This is a genomic window from Coraliomargarita algicola (assembly GCF_033878955.1).
In the GTDB taxonomy this organism is placed as follows: domain Bacteria; phylum Verrucomicrobiota; class Verrucomicrobiia; order Opitutales; family Coraliomargaritaceae; genus Thalassobacterium; species Thalassobacterium algicola.
In genome coordinates this window covers 2,290,115-2,311,417 of sequence record NZ_CP138858.1, presented here as the reverse complement: position 1 = coordinate 2,311,417, position 21,303 = coordinate 2,290,115, and the positions used below count along the sequence as shown (strand labels likewise).

Here is a 21,303-nt window from a genome sequence, read left to right as displayed (position 1 = left end):
AATCCAAGCAACCAATCAAATATTATGAAAATCAAACAATACATCACCGCCCTCCTAGTCAGCCTCAGCCTGCTTAGCGCCGCATCGCTTGCGCAGGCAGCCGAATTCGCCGGTCCCAATGGCGGCCGCGTCATCGAGCAAGTTGAGCCCCATGCGGAGTTCTTTCTCACCCCCGAGCGCTACGCGCAAATCACTTTCCTGAACGCGGAGGGTGAGGCGATTGCGCCCGAGCAACAAACAGTGAGCCTCATCGGCGGGGATCGTTCCGCACCCGTGAAATATAGCTTCGAGCGTGTCGGCGACGTGTTGCGCTCTGTAGAGCCCCTCGCGGATCAGCCTCGCATGCCGATCGTGCTCTCGATCAAGCCATCTCCCGAGGCTAAAACCGTGCGTGAGAAGTTCTATCTGAACCAACACCTCTGCGGTGGCTGCCAGCTAGAGGAATACGCCTGCATTTGCGGGCATTAAAGCAGTTTGCTGGTAGGGCTCTCTCGCCGAGAGAGCCGTTGTTCCGAGGCGCGGCGAGGATCTGAGGGCTTCGTTTACATTTGCGGCTGGCTGGGCGAACGGACGCCTCGGCGAGGCGTCCCTACCGGATGGCTTTACCGTGTCTGGTAGGGCTCTCTCGCCGAGAGAGCCGTTGTCCCGGGGCGCGGCGAGCGTCCGAGAGCTTCGTTTACATTTGCGGCTGGTTGGACGAACGGACGCCTCGGCGAGGCGTCCCTACGGATGGCGTTGCCCGTGTCTGGTAGGGCTCTCTCGCCGAGAGAGCCGTTGTCCCGGGACGCGGCGAGCGTCCGAGAGCTTCGTTCACATTTGCGGCTGCTTGGACGAACGGACGCCTCGGCGAGGCGTCCCTACCGCGTGATGGATTGCCTGCTTTCCTTCGGCCAGATTTTTCACCTTGCGGGTTCGTCGATTTAGCCTTCTGTCTTCTGACCTCTATTTTCTGATTACAAACTGAAATATTATGGCAAAGGATTGGCTCAAAGGCATTAAAGAAGAATATGACGTCGTCGTCATCGGCTCCGGCTTGGGTGGACTCACCGGGGCGAACTACTTGGCGAAGAACGGTCACAAGGTCCTCTTGCTCGAACACCACTACCAGTTTGGTGGGCTCGCGACTTGGTTTAAGCGTCCCGGTGGACACATCTTCGATATCTCCTTGCACGGCTTCCCGCATGGTATGGTTAAGAGCTGTCGCAAATACTGGACCAAGGAGATCGCCGATTCCATCCACCAGCTCAAAGATGTTCGTTTCATTAATCCGCAGATGGATGTGTGGACCTCCTTCGACCGCGAAGACTTTACCAATATTTTGGTCAACGACTTCAAAGTCGACCGCGAGAAGGTGGAAGCCTTCTACACCCACCTGCGCCAGATGAATTTCTATGACGACAACACCCAGACGACGGGTGAAATGTTCGAAGAGTTCTTCCCCGGCCGCAGCGATGTGCATCGCTTGCTAATGGAGCCTATCTCCTACGCCAACGGCTCGCATATCGACGACCCTGCCATTACGTACGGGATCGTATTCTCCAATTTCATGAGCAAGGGAGTGTTCACTTTCCAAGGCGGCACCGATACTTTGATCAAAAAGATGGTCGCCGAGCTGGAGAAAAACGGCTGCGAGGTGCGCAAGAATGCACTGGTCGAAGGCGTGGATGTGGAAGACGGCAAAGTCGTCGGCGTGCGCGTGCGCAGTCAAAACTCCGGCAGCGAAGAATTCCCGATCCGCACCGTCAAGTGCAAGGCCGTGCTCTCCAACGCCAACGTGCGCAACACCATCGAGTATCTGGTGGGCGAAGATAAATTCAGCTCCGAGTTTGTGGCCGAGGCCAAGGCGGTGCGTAACAACACCAGTTCCTGCCAAGTTTACATGGGCATCAAGAAGGGCGAGACCATCCCGAACATCGGCGACCTCGTCTTTACTTCCAAAGCCCCCGAATACACCATCGATGAGCTCACATCGATCCACACTAGCAGCCACACCTTTTCCGTTTATTATCCGGAAACCCGCCCACACCTCAAGGAGCCACGCTACACCGTGGTCGCGTCCTTAAACGCCCGCTGGGACGAGTGGAACGATTTAACCGACGAGCAATACGAAGCCGAAAAGGCCCGCATGTGCGAAGAGTGCGTCAGCAGCTTGGAAACTTTCATCCCCGGCGTGCGCGACAAAATCGACCACATCGAAGCCGCCACCCCACGCACGGTGAACTATTACACCAAGTCCATGCAAGGCACCTCCTTCGGCACCAAATTCGAAGGCCTCAAGGTCTCGATGGAACTTTCCGATCAAATCCAAGGCCTCTACCACGCCGGCTCCGTCGGCATCATCATGTCCGGCTGGCTCGGCACCATGAATTACGGTGTCATCACCGCCAACAAGATGGACAAGTGGCTCTACGAGCAGGCGAAAGGGTAGTGAACGGCTCTTTCTGTATCATGAACTAAGCTGTTGGAGCCACTTTTCGGGGTGCGTGACGGTGAGTGTTTCGTTTCCGAAAGCTTCCTCGATACGACATAAGAGGATGCGTTGGGTCGCGCCCACCATGTCGGCGACTTTATTGAGGCGATCAATCTCCTGTTTCGATGGATTGGAGGTGAGTTTGATTTCGATCGCCCACCGTTCCACGCCCCAATCTAAAACGAGGTCGAGCTCGTAGCCATCCGAACTGCGGAAATAGTAGGGAGTGGCTGTTTTGTTCTTCATGCTCAAGACCGTCAGGGTCTGCTCGATGATGAACCCCTCCCAGCTTTGTCCGAGCCAAGGTTGACCGTAGAGCATATCCATATCCTGAATACGCATTAAAGCATGTAGTAGGCCGCTGTCGCGGATGTAAATGCGAGGACGCTTCACCAGCCGCTTCTTTATATTCGCATAGTAAGGCGGCAGGTTGCGTAAGAGAAAGGCACCTTCAAGGAAATCGATGTAGCGTTGCACGGTCTTGTGGTCGATCCCGAGTGCCTGTCCGATTTGAGAGGCGTTCAAGGGCTGGCCGTGATGGGCTGCTAGCATTTGTAATAGCCGCCGAGTCATTTGAGCCGAGGCGGTCATCCCCCATTTAGGCAGGTCGCTCGTGGTTAAGGCCGTCAAATAGCTGTTTTGCCAAGCGGGGAAAAGACTTGGGTCGAGCACGCCTCCGTCAGGGTAGCCTCCATAGAGCCAAAGTGAGTCCATTGTCTGCCCCGTGGGTTCGCAGAGCGAGAGTGGACTCATCTCCACAAAAGCGACTCGCCCGGCCAACGACTCTGAGACTCCCGAAATGAGGCTCGGAGATACAGAACCGAGTAGCAAGTAGCGCCCGTTTCGTTTCCGGTCCGCGTCGATTGTGCCACGCAGGCGTTTGAAGATTTCGGGCACTTCCTGTGCCTCGTCGATAATGGTCAGTTCTTCACCCGCAGCCGCCTCATTCCATTCCGCATCCAGTCGAGCGGAGCTCCCTTCCGTTTCCATGTCATAGTAGCGCCCGCCCAAGTCTTGCGCTAAAGTCGTTTTCCCACATTGCCTCGGGCCGAGGATGACCACCGCCGGAAATTGGGAAAGCTTCCGCTTTATCTCTAAAATGTGGCCACGTTGAATCATTTCTTGTAAAATGGGAATGTATTCCCCAATTGCAAGATTAATGGCTTTACCTCGTAGCGGCGTGACTCATCCGCCGTTTTTTCCCGATTATGCGCATGCAAGGCGCACTTCTGCACAATAAGCGAATATTCGCACAGCAGAATAAGCGAGTATTTGCACGGATGTTCTTTCCTGTCCGTGACGTGCTTGGCCATTTTATTTTTGAGCATAGACAAACCGTGAAGTGACGCTTTATGGTTTGCATGTGAATTTTGAAAGGTTAACGACTAAGAAAGAGCGGCTGGATGCACTTCGTCCTTTGCCATCTGCGCTTGTGCGCAATCTCGAGGAGTGGTTTCTCGTGGAGTTGACCTACACCAGTAATGCGCTGGAGGGCAATACGCTGACGCGCAAAGAGACGGCCGCGGTGGTGGAGAAGGGGCTTACAGTCGGTGGTAAGACTTTGGTCGAACACTTGGAGGCGACCAATCACGCAAAAGCCTTAAAAGATGTGCTGCGCCTTTCCCGGACGCCCACCAGTCAAGTTCGTGGACTCGACATCCTGCAGCTGCACGAAACCGTGCTGCACGGTATTGATGATGCCAACGCGGGGCATTATCGAACGATCCCTGTTCGCATTTCAGGCTCACCAGTTGTGCTGCCCAATCCAGTTAAAGTGCCCGACCTGATGGATGCCTTTATCGAATGGATCGTCTCTGGCGCGGATTTGCATCCGGTGGAGTTGGCCGCCGAAGCGCATTATCAATTAGTGACGATTCACCCCTTTGTGGATGGCAACGGGCGCACCGCTCGCTTGTTGATGAATTTGATTTTGATGCAGAACGGCTATCCGCCCGCCATTATCCGAACACGCGATCGATTGAAATATTTCGGTGGCCTGGAAAAGGCACAGTTAGGCGGGGCAAAAGATGGCTACCGCAAAGTAATCGAAGCGGCAGTCGATCGCTCCTTAGAGATTTATCTTAAAGCGGCTGCAGGCGAGGTTGCCGAACAGGATACAGATCAAGAGCCGGATCTGCTTCGCATCGGTCAGTTGGCCCGTGAGACAGGCGAGAGCAACGCGACGATTCGTTATTGGACCAAGGAAGGTCTCTTACAGGTCGCCGATTCCACGGATGCCGGTTACCAGCTGTATCATCCCAGTATGATCGAGAGAGTCGCGAAGATCCGCGAGCTACAAGGCCAACGCTACACGCTGAGCGAGATTCGCGGACAGATTAATCAAGAGTAGTTGATTCCTGAAACATCGTGGCGTCGTTGCTTGCAACGGTCTTAAGACGATGTGTATTTTACTCGTCGTAATGAACCTTTTGGGGAGATATCAAACGCAGAAAACTGCTGATCGTGAAAGGTCTGCTCTTTGCTTTACTTACCTTACTCGCGGGTGCAGGTTTGCTGCTTAAAAGTATGCACTGGGAAACCGTGTGCTTGCTGCTGATCTTTGCCTGGAGCACCTGTCGGTTTTATTACTTCCTTTTTTATGTCTTGGAGCATTACGCCGGCCGCAATCGCAAATACACAGGGATTTTCGATGAGTTGAAGCACTTGTTTAAAGATGACCGAAAATGAGCAGTTCTTAAGTCCGGCTTGCTTGTAGGCACCCGGGACGGTGTCATCACCTCCAATCAGATGGACAATTGGCTGTTCGAATTGACGAAAGGGGAGGGAACGTTCAACGTCCAAACTTGAATGATTGAAACCTGATTCTATACTAGGTAAGAGTGAGTGCTTCAGCGCTTTATACTCATCTGTAGACAAAGACCACAGCTCTGAATTCAGACATACAGAGAACTGGAGGCGGGACACTCTTGTTCCGCGACACTACAGGTCGGCCCCGGTTCAGCGATCCTCCCGCCGCCGCCCCGGTTCAGAGAACCGAGGATACCGCACTGCTAGAATTTAGAGAAGGCCCAAGGTTTAATATTAAATAAGACTTTTGCGTTCGAAATTGAATAGGGGCCGGTTTGCTTCGCGCCCGGTCTTGTCGCTTTGGAACGATGACCTCCTCTTGTCTGGCTGGGTACCATGAACGACGGCAGTGATCACTGCGAATCAGATGAACATGTAGCTTTACGAGCAGAGCGAAGGCGTCGTTTTCTTGGAGTATCGACAAACCGTGAAGTGACGCTTTATGGTTTGTATGTTAATTTTATTTTGATGTAGAACGGCTATCCGTCCGCCATTATCCGAACACGCGACCGATTGAAATATATCGGTGGTTTGGAAAAGGCTCAGTTAGGCGGGGCAAAGGATGGCTTCCACAAAGTAATCGAAGCGGCAGTCGATCGCTCTTAGAGATTTATCTTAAAGCGGCTGCAGGCGAGGTTGCCGAGCAGGATACGGATAAAAAGCCAGGTCTGCTTCGCATCGGCCAGTTAGCCCGCAAGGCAGGCGAGAGCAACGAGACGATTCGTTGTTGGACTAAGGAAGGTCTCTTATACCTATTCGAAAAAAGTTTGGCCCTAATAGATGTGTCTTTTGTAACCTCGGTTCTCGGAACCGGGGCGATGCCGATCGCCCCCGAAACAAAGTTTCGAGGCTACGCAAAGCCCAAGCTTATAGATCATATATTATTAGAAGTGGTATTACAAATCGCCGATTTCACGGATGCCGGTTACCAGCTTTATCATCCCATTATGATCGAGAGAGTCGCTGAGATCCGCGAGCTCCAAGGCCAACGCTACACGCTGAGCGAGATTCGCGGGCAGATTGAGCGGGAGTAAGGGGGGGAGCAGTCTGAGCTCGTAGAAGAGCCGCCCTGCTGATGCGGAATTTGCCGTTTATCCTTCGCAAGGGCATTACGCGCCGCCGGAACGTAATCTACGTGCACTTTTGGGGCCGCTCTCTATACGGGGGCATGAACAATCAGGAACTCAAAAGCTATGTTCACGGTGCGGCTGACCCCATTGAAGCCTGTGCCTCCCCTTTTCAGGCCGACATTGTCTAGTAGTCAAAAAGCTCAACTTCACTTGGAGGGATTACTGGCACTAGTTGCTTTATGGCTTTCTTGTTGATGATCTTCTTTGGAAGGAGGGCTGCTTTGAGTTGAGCTGAATTGATCCAAGTCGAATTCCAGATTGAAACGTCCTCGTCGCACACCAACTTGCAAAGTGGTTCCTCGTAGGTGAGCGCATCGTCAAAGGATTGAGAAACCCGCTGCAACCAGATTTGGAGGTGTCCAGTGTTCGGCACCCGGTCGAAACGTTTTCTGATCTTCTCAAATAGCTTTGCCTTCTGCTTTGAATCATCAAGTAGAGTTAGTAGCTTGCTTAGGATTGCAGCAACCAGAGGATAAGTTTTGGGATTCTGGAAAGCAATATCGACAAGAATTGCAACCATAGGCACGGCATTGCTCAACGGGCCCTTTATCTTTTCAATTCTTCGATGATATACTGAAATCGCCCGAATCAAACTGCCAGAGTTTGGATGTGACAGACCGAAGTTGTGTATTAAAAAAAGATGCTTCTGAAGATTTCGGTTAGATGTCTCTCCTTTGATCCAGTCAACCTTGTCACGTTTGACCGAGCCTTGGATGACCGAACTGGTGAACTTCGTCTTGGAGGAACTGAGTTTTAATCCCTAGCCTGTGATTCAGGCAAAAAAATACCCACCAAGTTGCGCATCGTTGAGAGGCTTGGCGGGTTTGTTGTTAATAATTTCCGATAGAACCGTTTCATTGTCAATAGGTATTCTGCCGTGGGTGGAGGGATTCGACCCCCTGACCTCATGCGTCTGTTGACTGGCGCCTACTTGAGGGGGTTCCTGCTGGCTTACTTGCGGGGGCATCTTGAATTTGGGCAGTAGGGTGACTTGGATACTAGCGGGATTGCTTTCGAAGATGGGGGGGGCGCAGCCGTATTGGGTGCAGGCGTTGATGATCTTTTCGATGCCGCGGCCCCAGGAATAGATATAGCCGGCTTTGAAGCAGATATTGGAGATCAGACAGTTGCGGGGCTCGGGCATCGTCCGTTGACTTCCTAAATCAAACTGTCGTTGATTCTTTAGGCGGAGTTTCATTGTTAGGCTTTGGCTCGTAGAAGGAGTAGGTTGGGATGACGATGCCACTCCATGGGCCACGCTCAGTGTTGGCGCGAATGATCTCACGTGCCATGCCGTAGAGGATCGAAGAGCCGTTGATCTTCATTAATCGTTCGATGTGGGAAGGCTCTGCCTTTTCTGTCGTGCAGCGGAAAATCCCAACGATCGTCAGGCGAAAATCGTAGGGGAAATTCGTATCTGGCGAGGGTTGATGCTTGATGTGCACCGTGACTTGCCACTTTTCGGGGTGATCCTTAACTGCAGGCAGTCGAATGGCTTCATTACTGACAGAGTATTCTTCAATCAGTGTTTCGATTTCCTTTTCTGAGGAAAACACATTGCGAGCCGTAACCGCTTGGTCGCTTACAAAATAACGCTCTAGTTCAAGTGGTGATTTCATGCTGCAAATGTCTCTAGAAGTTCTTCGGAGTCCGCTTCCGATTGCGTGTGGCAAATCGGCTGTGCGGGTCTCGCTGTGAAGATTGGATCATTTTCAAATGACATGTAGTGCGCATCCTGTATCCAAGCGGCGGGCGGCCTCGCTACCGTTTTTAAGTAGTCGATCGTGATTTTGCCATCGTCCAATGCGCGCAGCAGTAGATTGATGCTACGGCTGGGGCGATTGCGACCGTTCTCCCATGGGCTCCATGTCTTTTCTCCAATCTGAAGCGCCTCGCTGATCTCTTTCTGGGTTAATTTCAACCGTTCACGCAGAGCGCGAATTTCAGCGGGTTGCATCAAGCCCATGTGGCGTGCTTTGGTTTCTTCAACTTTTTGCAAACCTGCATCGGTCATCAACCATTCGTGGACTTCTTCGTCCCATTCCATTGGGATCTCAATGGTGATGAGTTCGGCAATGCGTTCACCGTCAGCGGTCGGGATGGAGACATCAAATGTGCGGTTTTCAATTTTCATGACGTTTAGTTGTGTTCTTCGCAGCGGAGCCATTGTTTCTCAGGCAAGTGCGCAGAAAGTAATAAGATGCGCTTTTTGTCAGTTCTTACTAGTATTTTACCGTAGGTGCGCTTTCCGTCCAAGGTGAACCAGAACTCCCAGGTTTCACCCGCAGGATAATCCATAGTGACAGGGCAGCCATGTGGATTCGAGCTCTCTAGAAAGCGAAGGAATGCAGTGATCACACGGCTATCAAATAAACTTGGGAAGTCGTGTTGTAGTCTTTGTGAAAAATCCCCCGTGCGCTGAATTTCTCGCGAAGTCCCGGTGCGGAGCACTGCGGAAACTTGTCGCAGCCATGCTTTGGGGATGGGTTGAAGTGCCATGATCGAAAAGATTTTGTTTCATAAGCATGCTTAGAAGGTATTAATTAATACCTAATGTCAAGCTGTCCTGTAGTATACAATTTTGTCTCTGCTTCATCTCGCCATATAAAATGGTAGGTTGTGCCGTTCTTTCCCCTAGCTTCTTCTTTGTCGTATTGTTGAAATTAAATACTGAACAAAAGTTTACTTTAGGTCAAGCATCGCTGTATTTTGTAATCGTTATTGCTGTTCGATGAATTGTGGGTGCGCACTTGGCACTCTTACGGCGTCGCTGCTTTCTCTGTTTGCTTAGGCTGTGCCTTGCATTCTGCATACTCGCAGCTGTTTGTCGGCATGCGCTTTGCATTGTGGGCTGTGCGGCGCTTTTCGTGTGTGGTTTTTAACTGGCTTTTTGTCAGTGTCTTACGTTCTGCGTGTCGTGGTTGGCACGGGGGCTGTTGTGTTAGGGGTTCACTGAAAATTAAAAATCAAACCAAGGAACGATTATGCCACAGAAATCAACAAGTACCAAATCGACTACCAGCCAAGCGAATGATCTACAGTCGGATCGCGATAAGTTGGTCGCCGACCTGAAGCTCTTGGTCGCGGATGCTAAATCGCTGACGGAGTCTGCGAGCGATGAGTCTAAGGAGTTTCTTTCGGACAAGGCCGAGGACTTGCGTCAGCAACTCGCGGAAACCATGGAAAAGCTTAAAGCGGAGGGCGAAAAGGTTAAGGAAGTCGCAGTTGAGAAGACGGATGAGGTGGAATCTTGCATTCGCAAGAATCCATGGAAGTCGATCGGGATTGCAGTTGTTGCGGGTATCGTGATCGACCGTTTAACGAGTCGTCATAAATAAGCGCTGAATGGACGCATTGAATGCAGCTGAGTCCGCGTTGCGGGCGCTGGGCGGGATCGTTGAGTCTCGCCTGGAAATGTTCTCCTTAGAGACTGTCATTGAGAAGCGCCGCGCAGCTTGTCTGCTTGCTGCAGTGATGCTTTCGGCTGGTTTTGCTTTATTGGGGGTGACCTTTGCAGGCATCTTTCTAATCTTGCTCGCCCCTGTTGAGTATCGCGTGCATGTGGCCGGCGTCTGGATGTTGCTGAATGCGATGCTGGCAGCTGTGTGTGTGGCACTGCTTCTGTATGCTTTACGCAGAGGGGCGGCTCCATTTGAGCACACGCGCGAGGAACTTAGAAAGGATTTTGCATGTTTGGGAACCGTCGTGAAATCAGGCGAATAAATGAGCTCAAAACACGTTCTGAAGTCGAGCGTGCGCAACTTGTGGTCGGGGTGAGTTATTTCGCGCCTTTGGTTAAGAAATGTGTGCGTATTGGAATATTTGCTTTGGCGGCCAAGCAGCTGGCTCCAGCGATACGGCCCATCACCTTTGGGCTGATCCAGCGCGGTTTAGCGAATCGAGGTCGTTTGAAACTATTTAAGCTCGCGGGGCTCGTCTCGACTGTCATCGGGCTGCTGCGATCACAATCTGCGAGGTGAGCGGGAGTATTGTTGTTGCCGAGTGAGTGGGGGGAAGTTCTCAAAAGGGAGTCGCATGCGTTCGGTATCCAAGGATTCGATACACTTGGCTTTGAGTGCGCGCCAGCGGTCCCATTCGTAGTCGGGGGCGTGTGCGATGTGCAAGCGTAGGCTGCGCCATTCCAGGCGGGCGCGCTCGATGTCGCCTTGGCTGAGCTCGTCGTCGATGTAGGCGGCGGCATGGCTGCTTTTGTGCTCGATGTTATACAGGATTTCGCTGGCGCCTTCGCCGTAGTCTTCGGGCACGCCGCGCCTTAGGTAGCCGGGGATGCTGCGCAAGCCGTAGGCTTCCTGGCAGAAGGCGGTCAGCGGGCGACCGGCAAGGGCGAGTGCGTTGAAGCGGTGCCCGGCCCGCAAATTGGCGAGATCGTAAACAAGTTCTTCGATCGGGTAGTGCTTGGCTTCGAGGGCGGCGGCCACCGCGAGGCCTTCGCCGTGATTGAAGAAAGAAAAGATAATCCCGCGTCGGGTGGGGTGGGCGCGATGGTCGATGAGACCGAGTGCATGCCATTGCTCGGCGACGCTGCGTGGGGTGGAGTGGGGCCGCTGCGCGGACTGGGAAGTGGAGATCCGTCTTCGCTTTGCTACGCCGTGACAAGGTGGGGAGTGGGGAGAATGTTGATTGTTGGGGAGGCTGCCGGTGATTTCGCGTTTGCGCTCGATGGGATTGAGCAGGCCTTTGCCGCTGAGGTCTTTGAGCGCGTAGATTTCACCTTCGCTGTAATCGAGTTGTGCGTAGAGGCTGCCGTTACGCTCGCCGAGCTGCACGGAACGTCCGCCGCGAGTGAGTGAGGCGAGATTGGGCACGATGCGGCGCTCGATTTTTTCCAGTGTCCAGAGCTTGGGAATGTTGGGTGTTTTGCCCTGGTGGCGCTCTTGTTCGCGCAGTGCCTTACGCAGCCACTTACTCAGGGTGAGCCGGTTGTCGTCACGGGTTTGGGGGAAGGTGGCGAGGGGCACTTCCAGACCGTAGCGGCGGTCTTTGCCGGTGCCGAATTTACAGATGGTGCCGATGCGCAGGCTGGCGACGATTTTGGGGCTGCTGAGTCCCGGGCGCCAGCTGTCGCGATCGAGGTACCAACTGTCTTTGAGTTTGAACAGGATGGGGGCCCGTTTGCGTTCCCAAATGCCTTCGCTGTTTTTGAATTCTGTAATCACTCCGCCGGACAGGGATTGTTCGTGATTGAGGGTGCTGGTGGCGTGGGCTTTGCTTTTACGCTGGTGTAGAAAGTCGTCCAAGCCCAGCTGGATGGGCTCGCGGGCGAAGAGGCGGGCGGTTAACTCGCGGGTGGCTTGCAAGGGATGCTTGCCATCTTCGACTGCGGTTTGAATGACTGTGAGTAGGGAGGGCCAATCGACGTTGCCTTCGCGCTGCAGGCGTAGGGCTTTGGCTTCGTTGAGTCGAGGGGCATTACCGGTGAACAGCACGCTGCCGCGATCGTCGAGGCCGCGGCGTCCGGCGCGGCCGAACATTTGTAGCAGCTCATCGGGGCGCAGGTGTCGATGCGCTTCGGCGACCCGGTATTCGCGATCCAGCACCAGCACCGAGCGCATGGCAAAGTTGATGCCGGCGGCGAGCCCCGTGGTGGCGACGATGACTTTTAACTGGTTGGCCTTGGCGAGTGGCTCGACCAGCGCGGCGCGTTGTGCGTAGCTCATGCCACTGTGGTGAAAAGCGATACGCTGCTTGAGAGTGCGAGCCAGCTCGTTGCCGGCGAGGGCCTTTTGCTCGGGTGTGAGCACAATGCTGTCGGGCTCGGGCAGGGCGGCGGCCAGGCTGCGGGCGAGGCTTTCGGCTGCCTTGCGCCGGGGAGCGAAGATCAAGATGGGGCCGAGGCCGGCCGCGAGTGCGCGCGCGATATAGCGTGGCCAGCGGCCATGGATGTTCTTGGGCAGCTGCTCGGGCAGGGCGTCGAGGTGAATCTCGTCCAATGGGACCGGGCGTTCACGATGGCGCACGGTGGCGACGGTGCGGCCGCAGCCTTGTAGCCAAGCTTCGATGTCTCGGGGATTGGCCACGCTGCCGCTGAGTAGTAGTAATTGGGTGTCAGGCGGGGCCATGGCGAGTGCTAGCTCATAGTTCACGCCGCGGGCATGGTCGCCCACCATTTGGTATTCGTCGATTACCAGTAGGCGCGGACCACGCCCGGTCATCAGGGCGCGTTTTTGCGTTTCCAGGGTGGCGATGACGATCGGAGCGTCGCTTTGATAGCTGACGTCGCCGGTCTCGATCCCGACGCGCCAGCCCTTGGCTTGCCACTCACAGAATTTATCGTTGGCCAGTGCACGGGTGGGCACGGTGAAGACCGCTTTGCCGGGAAAGGCGCGTTCGACCAGATGTTCGAAAATGAAGGTTTTGCCCGCCCCCGTGGGGGCATCCACAATGACGTCGTGCTGCGCGCGCAGCAAGTTGACCGCCTGTTGTTGCCACAGGTCGGGTATGGTCAAATTTGTTTCTAGGACGTCCACCTAAACAGATTCGGCCGAAATTGGGATGCTGTAAAGTGTGGGCCTTGGATCTTTTAGATTTTAAGGGCAATTGAGATGCTTGTGTTGACAAAAGGCACACATTAGCGAAGGTATAATGATGTTCGATTGGTCTGATGAAAAAGATTCTCTACTTCGTCGAGAACGTGGAGTGAGTTTTCAGGATGTTATTTATCACATTAGTCAAGGTGATGTCTTGGCACTTTCAGATCACCCGAATGTTGAGAAATATCCGAATCAGAGAATCATGTATGTCCGTATGAATGACTATGTCTATATGGTGCCGTATGTTGAGAATGACTCGGGTTTATTCTTGAAAACAATTATACCGAGTCGGAAAGCGACGAAACATTACTTGGAGGAAAAGCGATGAAAGAAGATAATTACGAAAAAGAACTGCTTGAGGCTGAGGATGGTATTTTGGATGCAGCCAGAGCTCCCAATGATCGAGAGGCTGAGCGATTGAAGGAGGCGGCACAGCAGACCTACAACAAAGATAAACGGATCAATATTCGTATCTCGTCGCGCGACTTGAGTGCTTTGCAGAAAAAAGCGAATCGCTACGGTATGCCGTATCAAACGCTGGTATCGAGCGTCTTGCACCGCTACGTGACGGGGGATTTGACCGAAGTGGATTCCTAAAGGCTCGGCTTCAAGATCAGCACGCCGTCGTGGGCTTCGGCGATTTCGCGCATGATGTTGGCGTAGCGTTCGTTGCCTTGTGCGGCGCCGAGTCGGAAGGGGTTGATGAGAGTGGGGAATCCTATGGCGCTGATGGATACGGGGCGCTTGCCAGTGGCGGGATTGCGTGGGTTGAGACGGTCGAGCTGGATGAGGAGGCTCTGGGTCGAGCCGCGAAAGTCGTCGCCGATGAAATAAATGCTCATGGAATCGTCGGCTTTGAGGCTGGGCTTGAGGTCGCGTATGGCACGGCGTAGGCCGGGTTCGGGATCGCTGACGCTGGCGACTCGATAATTGAGGATTTGCTTCAAGGCTTGTTGTCGCAGGCCAGAGGTGTCGGGCAGCCAAAAGCCTGCGCGGTTGCCGATCATATAATTACCGCTGGAATCGAGGAACTGGATGCTGCGCACCTCGGGCAGGCTGTCCAAGAGTTCTCGGATTTGGTCAATCACGCTGTAGTGCAATTGAGCGGTCATTTGGTTGCGCATACTGCCGGAGGTATCGATGACGAAGGCGACGTGGGTGGCTTCGGCTGGCAGTCCAATGGGGGGGAGGTCTTCGTGTTTAAAGCTTTGCAGTAAGCGATTGGCCTCGGAGGCGGCCTGCGCGGCAGTGCTGAGGTTGGCCTTGCGGCTGTCATACTCTTGTTGTAAGTCGGCGAGTTGGGACTCCAGTTCTTGAATGAGGGAAAGGATGCGTTCACGCTCGGCGCTCGTTTGTTCGCTATGAATGGCGGCTTCCAGCAAGGCGGCCTTTTCAGCGACATCGGCTTCCAGCATGGCGAGCTGTGCTTGCATGGACTTGAGGGTGGGCACGTCGATTTCACTTTCGACGCCGTGCGGTCCTGAGCCGATCGAGAGGATGAACAATAGCAGGATCGCCCCGAAGCCACAGCAGAGGCAGTTGAGAAATGAGAGGCTGAAGACCTCGATGGGGCGTCTTTTAATCATGGGGCTGCAGAGAGTCGATTGAACGTCGAACATTCAACGTCCAACGCTGAATGTTGAATGAGTGGATGCTTATTCGATGTTGGAAGTTCGATGTTCAATGTTCGACGTTCATTCAGAGTGTGGGCCAGTCGTTGTCGGGGATGAGGGTGATGCCTCCGGTGCGGCCGCTGAGTTTCCAGAATAGGCCTGCGGCGGAGGGATCGCCTTCGAAGGGGAAGAGGATGGTGTTGAAAGGATAGGTAAATTGCTGGGCCATGGCGCGGTTGAAGAGTTGCACCCGGTCGGCTTCGCTGAGGGCTCCGTTGCTGGGCGCCGGAGCGCTGGGGAGTCCGTCGCCGATCAGTAGTAAACTGCTGGCGCGTTGCTGGAGTTGGTTGACGGTTTGCAGGGCTTTGGCGAGGTCGGCGCCCCCGCTGGCTTGGAGTTTGTCGAGGCGATCCAAGCAGGAGAGCAGGGCGTTGTTATCGTAGGGATCGATATAAGGATTTTGTGGGCTACCGGAGAGTGCTTGGGTATTTTCAGCCATGGCAAAAATCGCCACTTGGGTGCCTTTGGGGATGGCTGCTAGCACGGCGCGCACGGCGGCTTTACTGCGGAGCCATTTGGGGGCGTTGCTGCCGCTGCCTTGTTGGATGATTTGCACTGCGCTGTTGGCATCTTCTGCCAGCATGCTGCCGGAGCTTTCGAGCAGAATGACCGCACGCGGGGCGCGTAAGCGTAGGCCTGAGAGGTAGCTATTGTCGGCAGAGGGGCGATCGAGTGCCGCGGGCTCTTCGCTGGGTTCGGCCTCGGATTCCAGTGCTGCGAGGGCTTCGGCCTGTGCTTCAATCGCTTTAGCGAGGCGTTCTTGTTCGGCGGCCAGTTGAGCGACGCTGGTCGCGTTGCTGTCTGGTTGCGGATCCAGAGCTTCGATCTCTTTTTCCAGTGCCTTTTGCTTCGCTTCAGCTTCGCGAATGGCGGCCTGCAGTGTTTCGGCTGCCGCTTGCGATTGAGTGGCCTGTTCCTGGCTATCGGTGATTTGCGCCTTTGCCGTGAGAATGAAGAGCAAGAGCACGGCCCCGAAACCGCAGCATATGCAGTCCATAAAAGAGAGCGCGGAGCTCTGTGTTTCGCGGCGACGTTTCACGGGAAATAATCTCTAGTTTAAGTGCTTGGGCGGTGGGCTGAGGTTTAACGTTCGCTCCTTGCTTCGTCTTGGCTGGCGGACTTCTGCTCTTTATCTTCGGTCTGCTGCTCACGGATAGCGGTTTCCTCGCGGTCGTAGAGTTTATCGATGAGTTGCTCGCGGCAGAAGGTTTGTAGACGCAGAATCAGGCCTTCCTGGCCGCCTTGTAGCAGATGTATGAGCAGCATTAGTACGATGCTAATGAAGAGGGCCACCAGGGTGGAGTTGAAGGCTACGCCCAGCGCACTGGTGACGCCGGAAATGTCGCCTTGTAGCGCTTCGTCAGCGCGCTGTAGGGCGACGCCGATCCCGCGCACGGTGCCTATGAAACCGATGGAAGGGATCGCCCAGACGAGGTAGCGGAGCATGGAGAGCTCGCTTTCTTGTTGCTCGGAGGCCACTTCGAGTCGCCCCATGATAGTTTCGGTGGCTTCGGGCACGCTGCCGGTCATGTGATAGCGTTCGAGTCCACGCGCCATAACGTAGGGGAGGATCTTATTATGCAAGTCGTGCTGTTGGCTCTTGCTATCAATCTCGGCAGAGAGTGCGCCCGCGCGCTCGCGTGTAATGCTGCGCGCGCCAGCCAGTAGATCGACTTCGGGCTCCGTATCCAGGCCCTCGCTCTCGGGAGCGAAGCGGCCGAGTGTCTTGGCCTCGTAGTTAAGCAGTATGAATTTATAGATCAGGATCATCAGCCCCCAGAGAAAGAGGGAGATACAAATTTGCTGCTCATAGTCTTTGAGTATCACGAATAGGCTGGAAAAAGAGCTGCCGACATCGACGCCGTAGCTGTTAGCCAGATCAGCCTTATTGGCGCCGGGGCGTATGATGAGACCGTAGAGAGTGCCGACAAAAATGAAGGAGGCGATCAAACCGAGGGTGAAAATGAGGCCTTTGACAGAGAAGAGGCCGCGTTCAGGATTTCGTAGACTCATAGATAGCTCGGAACTTTAGATTGAGAGGAGGTCTTATTATTCTGTGCATTGCAATTTCTGCAAGGGCACTTATTGATAGCGTTATGAACAAACTTTTTGCCTCTTCCATCTTAATTTTGGCCCTCATTTTTGCAACGGGCTGTCAGAATAATCCCAATCGTGGTCGCGATATCGGTATACTTGCGGGTGCCGTGCTGGGAGGCATCGCGGGTGCCCAGATGGGCGATGGCGATGATATCAATGTGGTGGCCGGCGCGGTGCTGGGAGGTGCCTTAGGTGGCATGGCTGGTAATCAGATCGATAAGCGTCAAGAAGAGCTGCAGGCAGCTGAGGCGCAACGTCAATATGAGTATGAGCAGGAAGTCTTGCAGCAGGAGAAGCTAGAACAGGACATTAAAGCTTTGGAAGCAAAGCGGGTGCGTGATGAGATTGCTCGCAATTCCACTTCGGCCGATGTGGCTGCTGCAGAGCGTGAAGCCGCACGAGTGGAAGCTGAGTTGGCCGCCAAGAAAAAATCTTACGAAGAGTCGCAAGCGCGCGCGCGTCGCATTCAAGAAGCGCAAGCGCGCATTGCTAAGGCTCAGGAAGAATTGGCCGAACTGGAGCGCCAAGAGAATGGGCAGTATTAGTTCGTTCGTGTTTTTGATATAGTTCCGCAGAGTATGCTCTGCGAAAGATCATAAAAAGGCTCACCGCACACACGCGATGAGCCTTTCGTTGTTTGGGGGCATTAGGCCGTTGTGTTACCAACGGAAAGTGGCACCTGCGCTGTATTGGTCGCCGCGCCCCGGGGTGCCAGGCACGTCTTCGAAACCGTCATCCCAAGCGTTGTCGATTGCGAAGAAAAGCTCCAGGCCTGCGATCGCTGGCGGGTAAATGCTGAGGCCGAAGTGGGTGAAAAGTGCGGAATCACTGCCGTTGCGTAGCGCGTTCGCTTCATTTTCGCGCCATTCGTTGTCGATACGAATCTCAATGATATCATTCGGGCTCCAGATAGCGCCTAGGGTCACACGATGCTTGGCATAGTTGAGTGCGTAGAAGCTGGCGTCGATGCTGGCATCGCCGTAGTCCTCGTCTTTATGCAGGTAGGTGTAGCTGGCAATGCCCTCGACGTCGCCCCAGCGTTTGGTGCCGATGAGCTCGAAGCCGAATGTTTCGATGTCGACGTTGTTGGCCGCGCGGGCGTTTGGACTGCCGTTGGAGTAGGTCCAATCGACTAGATCATCGTCCCAGCGATAAAAGATTGCTGCTTCGAAGCTCCAGTTTTGACGTGTCAGTTGAGTGCCGAACTCCAGGTTTTGGCTCGTTTCGCGATTTAGATCGGGGTTACTTAGGAAGAGTCCACCGAGTCCGCCGATTGCAGTGTAACCGGCCACTTGACTCGATTCCGCGTAGGCTAGGTAGACGCTGTCGCTTTTATTGTCTTCGTAGCTGCGTAGCCAGGTGATGTCGAAGAGCGCAGAGAGTTCATCGTCGTCGCGACTGGTATCGTCGAGCGTGCCTCCGGCTCGAAGCGTGAGGCTTTCATTCGCGCTTAGCTTGAGCTGGTATTCGGGAAGAATGCTGAGCTTGTAATAGCTGCGTGAGGTAAAGCTGTGCTCCAGTGTCGTGGATTCGATTTGGTCTGCGGTGAACTGAGCTTGGTAATTGACGGATAAGCTTTGATCGAAGGCATGTTTGCCAGACAGTCCGAGTGAGTGCACATCGGTTTCGTGGACAAAGGCCTTATTGGGGGCGAAGCGGTTATAGATATAATGATCGGTATTGCGGCGCGAGTAAGCGGTGGCTTCCCAATAGCTATCGTCGCCATAATTTTGATGATGATTTACTATGAAGAGGCGAGTTTTCAGGTTTTCTGTTTCATTCGATCCAAAGGAAGCCGCGTAGAGTTCAGGCCAACCAAAGAACTTTGACTGATAGCCGGCAAAGAAGTCGGTCTGCGAATTGGGGCCGAGTATTTGCACGCGTCCGGTGGTGCGGTCAAAGTCGCTGTCGCCAAACTCAAGGGTGCCATCGCTTTCGGAGCGAGAGACTTCCGCCTCGATGCCCCAACTCCATTCGCCACTTTCACCGAGGGTGCTTGTCATGCCGTGGTGGATACGTTGAAAGTTGAGGTCGTGGTCACCGCCGCCGACTGTTAAGCTGCCGCCGTCAGCGATCTGACTCCATCCGTAGTTGATGGTGCCCACTGTGCTATTGAAGCCGTAAAGTGCATTGTCGTTGCCTGTGAGCACTTCGGCGCGTTCGAGCATTTCCGGCGCGATGGGTAGCTCGGCGAAGTAGTGTCCAGTTTGCGGGTCGATTAGAGTGGCACTGCCGACACGGAAACCTGTGCTTTCGAAGATGCCACCACGAATGGTGACGTCGCCTTGCGCCTCCGACATATTACGTGATTGCAAATCCACACGCGGTTCGAATTCCAGGTTGGAAATTGCAGATTCGTAGGTGGTGACTGGGCGGGTGTTCGCTGTTTGCTGCGCATCAATGTAGAGCGTTGGCAGCGTTTGTGTGGTGTCTGCTCGCGACAGTAGAGCGGAGGAGGCGAACGCCAGTATGATGAGTGGTTTGACTTTGCAGTGGATCATGCAGCTAGCCAATGGGATGAATTCTAAAAGATCAATTGTTAATCTTGTTGAAAATCAGCTTAACATTGACGTAAATTTTAAAGTTGGCATTTGCCGGAAATCTCCCCATCACCCTTATTTCCTAATAGAATCCTATGCAGCTTTTAAATCTTAGTTTCGCAATGCTCATAATTAAAATGGCAATCTGCATCCTTCCGGGAGTGATTGGTATATTCATGATTGTGAGCACAGAAGAAAAAAAACGTGAACTGCGTAATACCATCTGCAATCACCTCTTTGGTGTGAGCAATGCGATACCGTATCCGAAGTTTGCATTGACGATGGTGGTGATTGGTTCGCTGCTCTTAGCCTTCACCTTGGCAGCATCGTGGTTCTTATTGCTGCGTGGTATGTTATAAGCTATTATCGGCATTTAATGCTCTATTAGGGAGCATTAATAAGGGAGCATTAAAGTTTTTAGCTCTAAGCGTCTCGTTCGGCGATTGCCTTGCGGTAGATTTCGCGGCTGATCCATGCATCTGTCGCAGCGTAGCGGATTTGCTTATTATCGAGTTCAGCGCGTGCCCAGTTGGAGACTTGTGCTGCTTTGCTGATGCGTCCATTAAGGAGTAGGCTGGCGAGTGCGCGTAGACCGCGATTTTCGTAGCCGAGCTTGAGTGTGATGTCGGCGATCTCAACAAAGCCTGCGGGGGTGAATTCCTCCATCGCCCGTAGCTCCTTGACATCGTCTTTGATGGCTACGCCCGTTTTTAGGATGTCGGGCGATTCCAGTATGGGGAGCAATGGTGCGAATGTCTCGGTTTTACTGATACGGAAGAGATAGACGCAGTTTGCGGTGGCGAGTTGAATCAATGCGGGTGGATAGTATTCACCTTTTTTAAAGCTTGGGCGCGTCTCGGTGTCGAAGCCGAGGTGTGCTTCATTCATAAGCTCGGCGACCGCAGCTTCCATCGTTTCGATGTTTTCAAGTATTTGAATGTCGCCCTCCCAAGCGATCAGGGGGAGCTCGTTAATCTCGGCTTTAGTGATTTTTCGATTTTCGACGGTCGGTGTTTGAGTTGTTTCGGACATGTAATGGTAATTTAAGCTTCGATTTCCAAGCCGTCGAAGGCCAGCTCGATGCGCTGTGGGTATGTTGTATTATTAGTATTGTTAGATAATCGTTGATTATACTCCTCGCTGTAGCTGAGGGCATCTTTGTGGATTTCTTCGATCTCTGTGTCTGTGTAGGCTGGTTCGTGGTGGAAGACGATGAGTTGGCGAACCTTGGCGCGAGCAGAAAGCTCGACGGCAGTCATGTGGTCGGAGTGTCCCCAGTAGCGTTTTTCGTTGGTTGCTTCTTCGAAGGTATATTGGCCATCGAAGATGAGTACATCCGCGTTTTGAAAAAAATCGACGAAGTGGTAGCCTTCTTTGCGTGCTTCGGGGCCGTGTTCGGAGTCGGAAGAGTAGATTATGCGTTTCCCGTTTTCTTCGAAGCAGTAGCCCCAGGAGTCGCCGGGGTGTTGTTGTTTGATCGTTGAAATTTGAATGTCGCCGACTTGGAAACTGGCGCCGTTTTCTTGGATATCGAATTCGATCTCTGCTTGCATGGCCTCGAAGGGCACGGGAAAGCAGGGGGCTTCCATTTGTGCGCGGAGCGCGCGCTCCGTTTCTTTATGGAAGCCATGAAAAATAATGCGATTACCCGCTTGGTAGGCGGGCGTGAAAAAAGGAAAGCCCTGAATATGATCCCAGTGTAGATGGGAGATGAAAATATGATAGGTGGCAGGGGCGGAGTCTTTGCCCAGGCTCAGCGCAAAATCGCGCAATCCAGTGCCGGCATCGCAAAAGATGTATTCGTCAGTATTGGCTTTGATTTGAACACAGGAGGTGTTGGCTTTATAGGTTCCGCGCGCACAGTGTGGTAAGGTTTCCAGGTAGGCGTCGACCGCGGCGAGATTCTCAAACTGATGTTCACGGGCAGCCCAGATTGCATCGCGAACCTTTTGGCGGATCGACGCTGATGTGCTTGGAGCGGGAAGTGAGCCACAGGAGCCCCAGATGATCGCTTTCATGCCTTGTGAAGCTGTT

At 53.6% G+C, this 21,303-nt stretch carries 24 protein-coding genes and 1 pseudogene; 11 read left to right on the top strand and 14 right to left on the bottom strand.

Going from position 1 to position 21,303, the window contains the following annotated elements; translation table 11 throughout:
* Nucleotides 1–24 precede the first annotated feature (24 nt).
* Nucleotides 25–468, top strand: a complete 444-nt coding sequence (locus SH580_RS09145; protein ID WP_319834692.1) for a hypothetical protein — start codon at nucleotides 25–27, stop codon at nucleotides 466–468.
* Between the two features lie 502 nt (nucleotides 469–970).
* Nucleotides 971–2,428: a phytoene desaturase family protein gene (locus SH580_RS09140; protein WP_319834691.1), complete on the top strand. Its 1,458-nt coding sequence runs from the start codon at nucleotides 971–973 to the stop codon at nucleotides 2,426–2,428.
* Between the two features lie 18 nt (nucleotides 2,429–2,446).
* Here the strand turns inward: SH580_RS09140 and SH580_RS09135 are convergent, their stop codons facing one another.
* Nucleotides 2,447–3,589, bottom strand: coding sequence for an ATP-binding protein (locus SH580_RS09135; RefSeq protein ID WP_319834690.1), 1,143 nt, complete (start codon nucleotides 3,587–3,589; stop codon nucleotides 2,447–2,449).
* 244 nt (nucleotides 3,590–3,833) lie between these two features.
* On the opposite strand from SH580_RS09135, the pseudogene SH580_RS09130 reads away from it, so the two are divergent.
* Nucleotides 3,834–4,562 (top strand): annotated as a pseudogene (locus tag SH580_RS09130) (Fic family protein); the annotation flags it as partial.
* A gap of 60 nt (nucleotides 4,563–4,622) precedes the next feature.
* A complete protein-coding gene (locus SH580_RS22180; RefSeq protein WP_425607158.1) occupies nucleotides 4,623–4,820 on the top strand; it encodes a helix-turn-helix domain-containing protein in 198 nt (65 codons plus the stop codon).
* A 143-nt stretch (nucleotides 4,821–4,963) separates the two neighbouring features.
* Here SH580_RS22180 and SH580_RS09125 read toward each other — a convergent pair whose 3' ends face one another.
* Complete coding sequence (locus tag SH580_RS09125; protein ID WP_319834688.1) at nucleotides 4,964–5,347, bottom strand: hypothetical protein; 384 nt, start codon at nucleotides 5,345–5,347, stop codon at nucleotides 4,964–4,966.
* A 713-nt stretch (nucleotides 5,348–6,060) separates the two neighbouring features.
* Between SH580_RS09125 and SH580_RS09120 the strand changes: the two genes are divergently transcribed.
* Complete coding sequence (locus tag SH580_RS09120; RefSeq protein ID WP_319834687.1) at nucleotides 6,061–6,312, top strand: MerR family transcriptional regulator; 252 nt, start codon at nucleotides 6,061–6,063, stop codon at nucleotides 6,310–6,312.
* A gap of 220 nt (nucleotides 6,313–6,532) precedes the next feature.
* Here SH580_RS09120 and SH580_RS09115 read toward each other — a convergent pair whose 3' ends face one another.
* From SH580_RS09115 to SH580_RS09095, 5 genes are all read right to left on the bottom strand, one after another.
* Nucleotides 6,533–7,000 carry a hypothetical protein gene (locus tag SH580_RS09115; protein ID WP_319834686.1) on the bottom strand — a complete coding sequence of 156 codons (468 nt, stop codon included), beginning with the start codon at nucleotides 6,998–7,000 and terminating at the stop codon, nucleotides 6,533–6,535.
* A gap of 180 nt (nucleotides 7,001–7,180) precedes the next feature.
* A complete protein-coding gene (locus SH580_RS09110; protein WP_319834685.1) occupies nucleotides 7,181–7,606 on the bottom strand; it encodes an ATP-binding protein in 426 nt (141 codons plus the stop codon).
* Nucleotides 7,572–8,027: a hypothetical protein gene (locus SH580_RS09105; RefSeq protein WP_319834684.1), complete on the bottom strand. Its 456-nt coding sequence runs from the start codon at nucleotides 8,025–8,027 to the stop codon at nucleotides 7,572–7,574. Before SH580_RS09105 ends, SH580_RS09110 begins: the two co-directional genes overlap by 35 nt.
* The gene (locus SH580_RS09100) at nucleotides 8,024–8,542 is read right to left on the bottom strand and encodes a helix-turn-helix domain-containing protein (protein ID WP_319834683.1); all 519 of its coding nucleotides are present in this window, start codon (nucleotides 8,540–8,542) and stop codon (nucleotides 8,024–8,026) included. Before SH580_RS09100 ends, SH580_RS09105 begins: the two co-directional genes overlap by 4 nt.
* Before the next feature lie 5 nt (nucleotides 8,543–8,547).
* A complete protein-coding gene (locus SH580_RS09095; protein WP_319834682.1) occupies nucleotides 8,548–8,907 on the bottom strand; it encodes a hypothetical protein in 360 nt (119 codons plus the stop codon).
* Between the two features lie 485 nt (nucleotides 8,908–9,392).
* Here SH580_RS09095 and SH580_RS09090 point away from each other — a divergent pair, with 485 nt between their 5' ends.
* From SH580_RS09090 to SH580_RS09080, 3 genes are read left to right on the top strand one after another with little or no spacing between them, the layout of a single operon-like run.
* On the top strand, nucleotides 9,393–9,746 hold the full coding sequence (locus tag SH580_RS09090) for an ElaB/YgaM/YqjD family protein (RefSeq protein WP_308947882.1): 354 nt from the start codon (nucleotides 9,393–9,395) through the stop codon (nucleotides 9,744–9,746).
* Between the two features lie 7 nt (nucleotides 9,747–9,753).
* Entirely contained in the window at nucleotides 9,754–10,131 is a 378-nt protein-coding gene (locus tag SH580_RS09085; protein WP_319834681.1) for a phage holin family protein, read from the top strand.
* The gene (locus SH580_RS09080) at nucleotides 10,098–10,388 is read left to right on the top strand and encodes a hypothetical protein (protein ID WP_319835042.1); all 291 of its coding nucleotides are present in this window, start codon (nucleotides 10,098–10,100) and stop codon (nucleotides 10,386–10,388) included. Before SH580_RS09085 ends, SH580_RS09080 begins: the two co-directional genes overlap by 34 nt.
* Here the strand turns inward: SH580_RS09080 and SH580_RS09075 are convergent.
* The gene (locus SH580_RS09075) at nucleotides 10,371–12,875 is read right to left on the bottom strand and encodes a DEAD/DEAH box helicase (RefSeq protein WP_319834680.1); all 2,505 of its coding nucleotides are present in this window, start codon (nucleotides 12,873–12,875) and stop codon (nucleotides 10,371–10,373) included. The two genes, SH580_RS09080 and SH580_RS09075, sit on opposite strands and share 18 nt — an antisense overlap.
* 408 nt (nucleotides 12,876–13,283) lie before the next feature.
* On the opposite strand from SH580_RS09075, the gene SH580_RS09070 reads away from it, so the two are divergent.
* On the top strand, nucleotides 13,284–13,556 hold the full coding sequence (locus SH580_RS09070; protein WP_308949858.1) for a hypothetical protein: 273 nt from the start codon (nucleotides 13,284–13,286) through the stop codon (nucleotides 13,554–13,556).
* On the opposite strand, the gene SH580_RS09065 is transcribed toward SH580_RS09070, so the two are convergent.
* The 3 genes from SH580_RS09065 to SH580_RS09055 form a co-directional block, all read right to left on the bottom strand.
* Nucleotides 13,553–14,545, bottom strand: coding sequence for a vWA domain-containing protein (locus tag SH580_RS09065; protein ID WP_319834679.1), 993 nt, complete (start codon nucleotides 14,543–14,545; stop codon nucleotides 13,553–13,555). The two genes, SH580_RS09070 and SH580_RS09065, sit on opposite strands and share 4 nt — an antisense overlap.
* 112 nt (nucleotides 14,546–14,657) lie before the next feature.
* On the bottom strand, nucleotides 14,658–15,671 hold the full coding sequence (locus SH580_RS09060) for a VWA domain-containing protein (protein ID WP_319834678.1): 1,014 nt from the start codon (nucleotides 15,669–15,671) through the stop codon (nucleotides 14,658–14,660).
* Nucleotides 15,672–15,715: 44 nt separating this feature from the next.
* The gene (locus tag SH580_RS09055) at nucleotides 15,716–16,645 is read right to left on the bottom strand and encodes a MotA/TolQ/ExbB proton channel family protein (protein WP_319834677.1); all 930 of its coding nucleotides are present in this window, start codon (nucleotides 16,643–16,645) and stop codon (nucleotides 15,716–15,718) included.
* 83 nt (nucleotides 16,646–16,728) lie between these two features.
* Here SH580_RS09055 and SH580_RS09050 point away from each other — a divergent pair, with 83 nt between their 5' ends.
* Nucleotides 16,729–17,274, top strand: a complete 546-nt coding sequence (locus SH580_RS09050; protein ID WP_319834676.1) for a YMGG-like glycine zipper-containing protein — start codon at nucleotides 16,729–16,731, stop codon at nucleotides 17,272–17,274.
* A gap of 114 nt (nucleotides 17,275–17,388) precedes the next feature.
* On the opposite strand, the gene SH580_RS09045 is transcribed toward SH580_RS09050, so the two are convergent.
* Nucleotides 17,389–19,230, bottom strand: a complete 1,842-nt coding sequence (locus SH580_RS09045; protein WP_319834675.1) for a TonB-dependent receptor plug domain-containing protein — start codon at nucleotides 19,228–19,230, stop codon at nucleotides 17,389–17,391.
* A gap of 161 nt (nucleotides 19,231–19,391) precedes the next feature.
* Here SH580_RS09045 and SH580_RS09040 point away from each other — a divergent pair, with 161 nt between their 5' ends.
* Nucleotides 19,392–19,628: a hypothetical protein gene (locus SH580_RS09040; protein WP_319834674.1), complete on the top strand. Its 237-nt coding sequence runs from the start codon at nucleotides 19,392–19,394 to the stop codon at nucleotides 19,626–19,628.
* A 64-nt stretch (nucleotides 19,629–19,692) separates the two neighbouring features.
* Here SH580_RS09040 and SH580_RS09035 read toward each other — a convergent pair whose 3' ends face one another.
* Entirely contained in the window at nucleotides 19,693–20,301 is a 609-nt protein-coding gene (locus SH580_RS09035; protein WP_319834673.1) for a 3'-5' exonuclease, read from the bottom strand.
* Between the two features lie 11 nt (nucleotides 20,302–20,312).
* Nucleotides 20,313–21,287 (bottom strand): MBL fold metallo-hydrolase, encoded by a 975-nt coding sequence (locus SH580_RS09030; protein ID WP_319834672.1) that lies wholly within the window; start codon nucleotides 21,285–21,287, stop codon nucleotides 20,313–20,315.
* Between the last annotated feature and the right edge of the window lie 16 nt (nucleotides 21,288–21,303).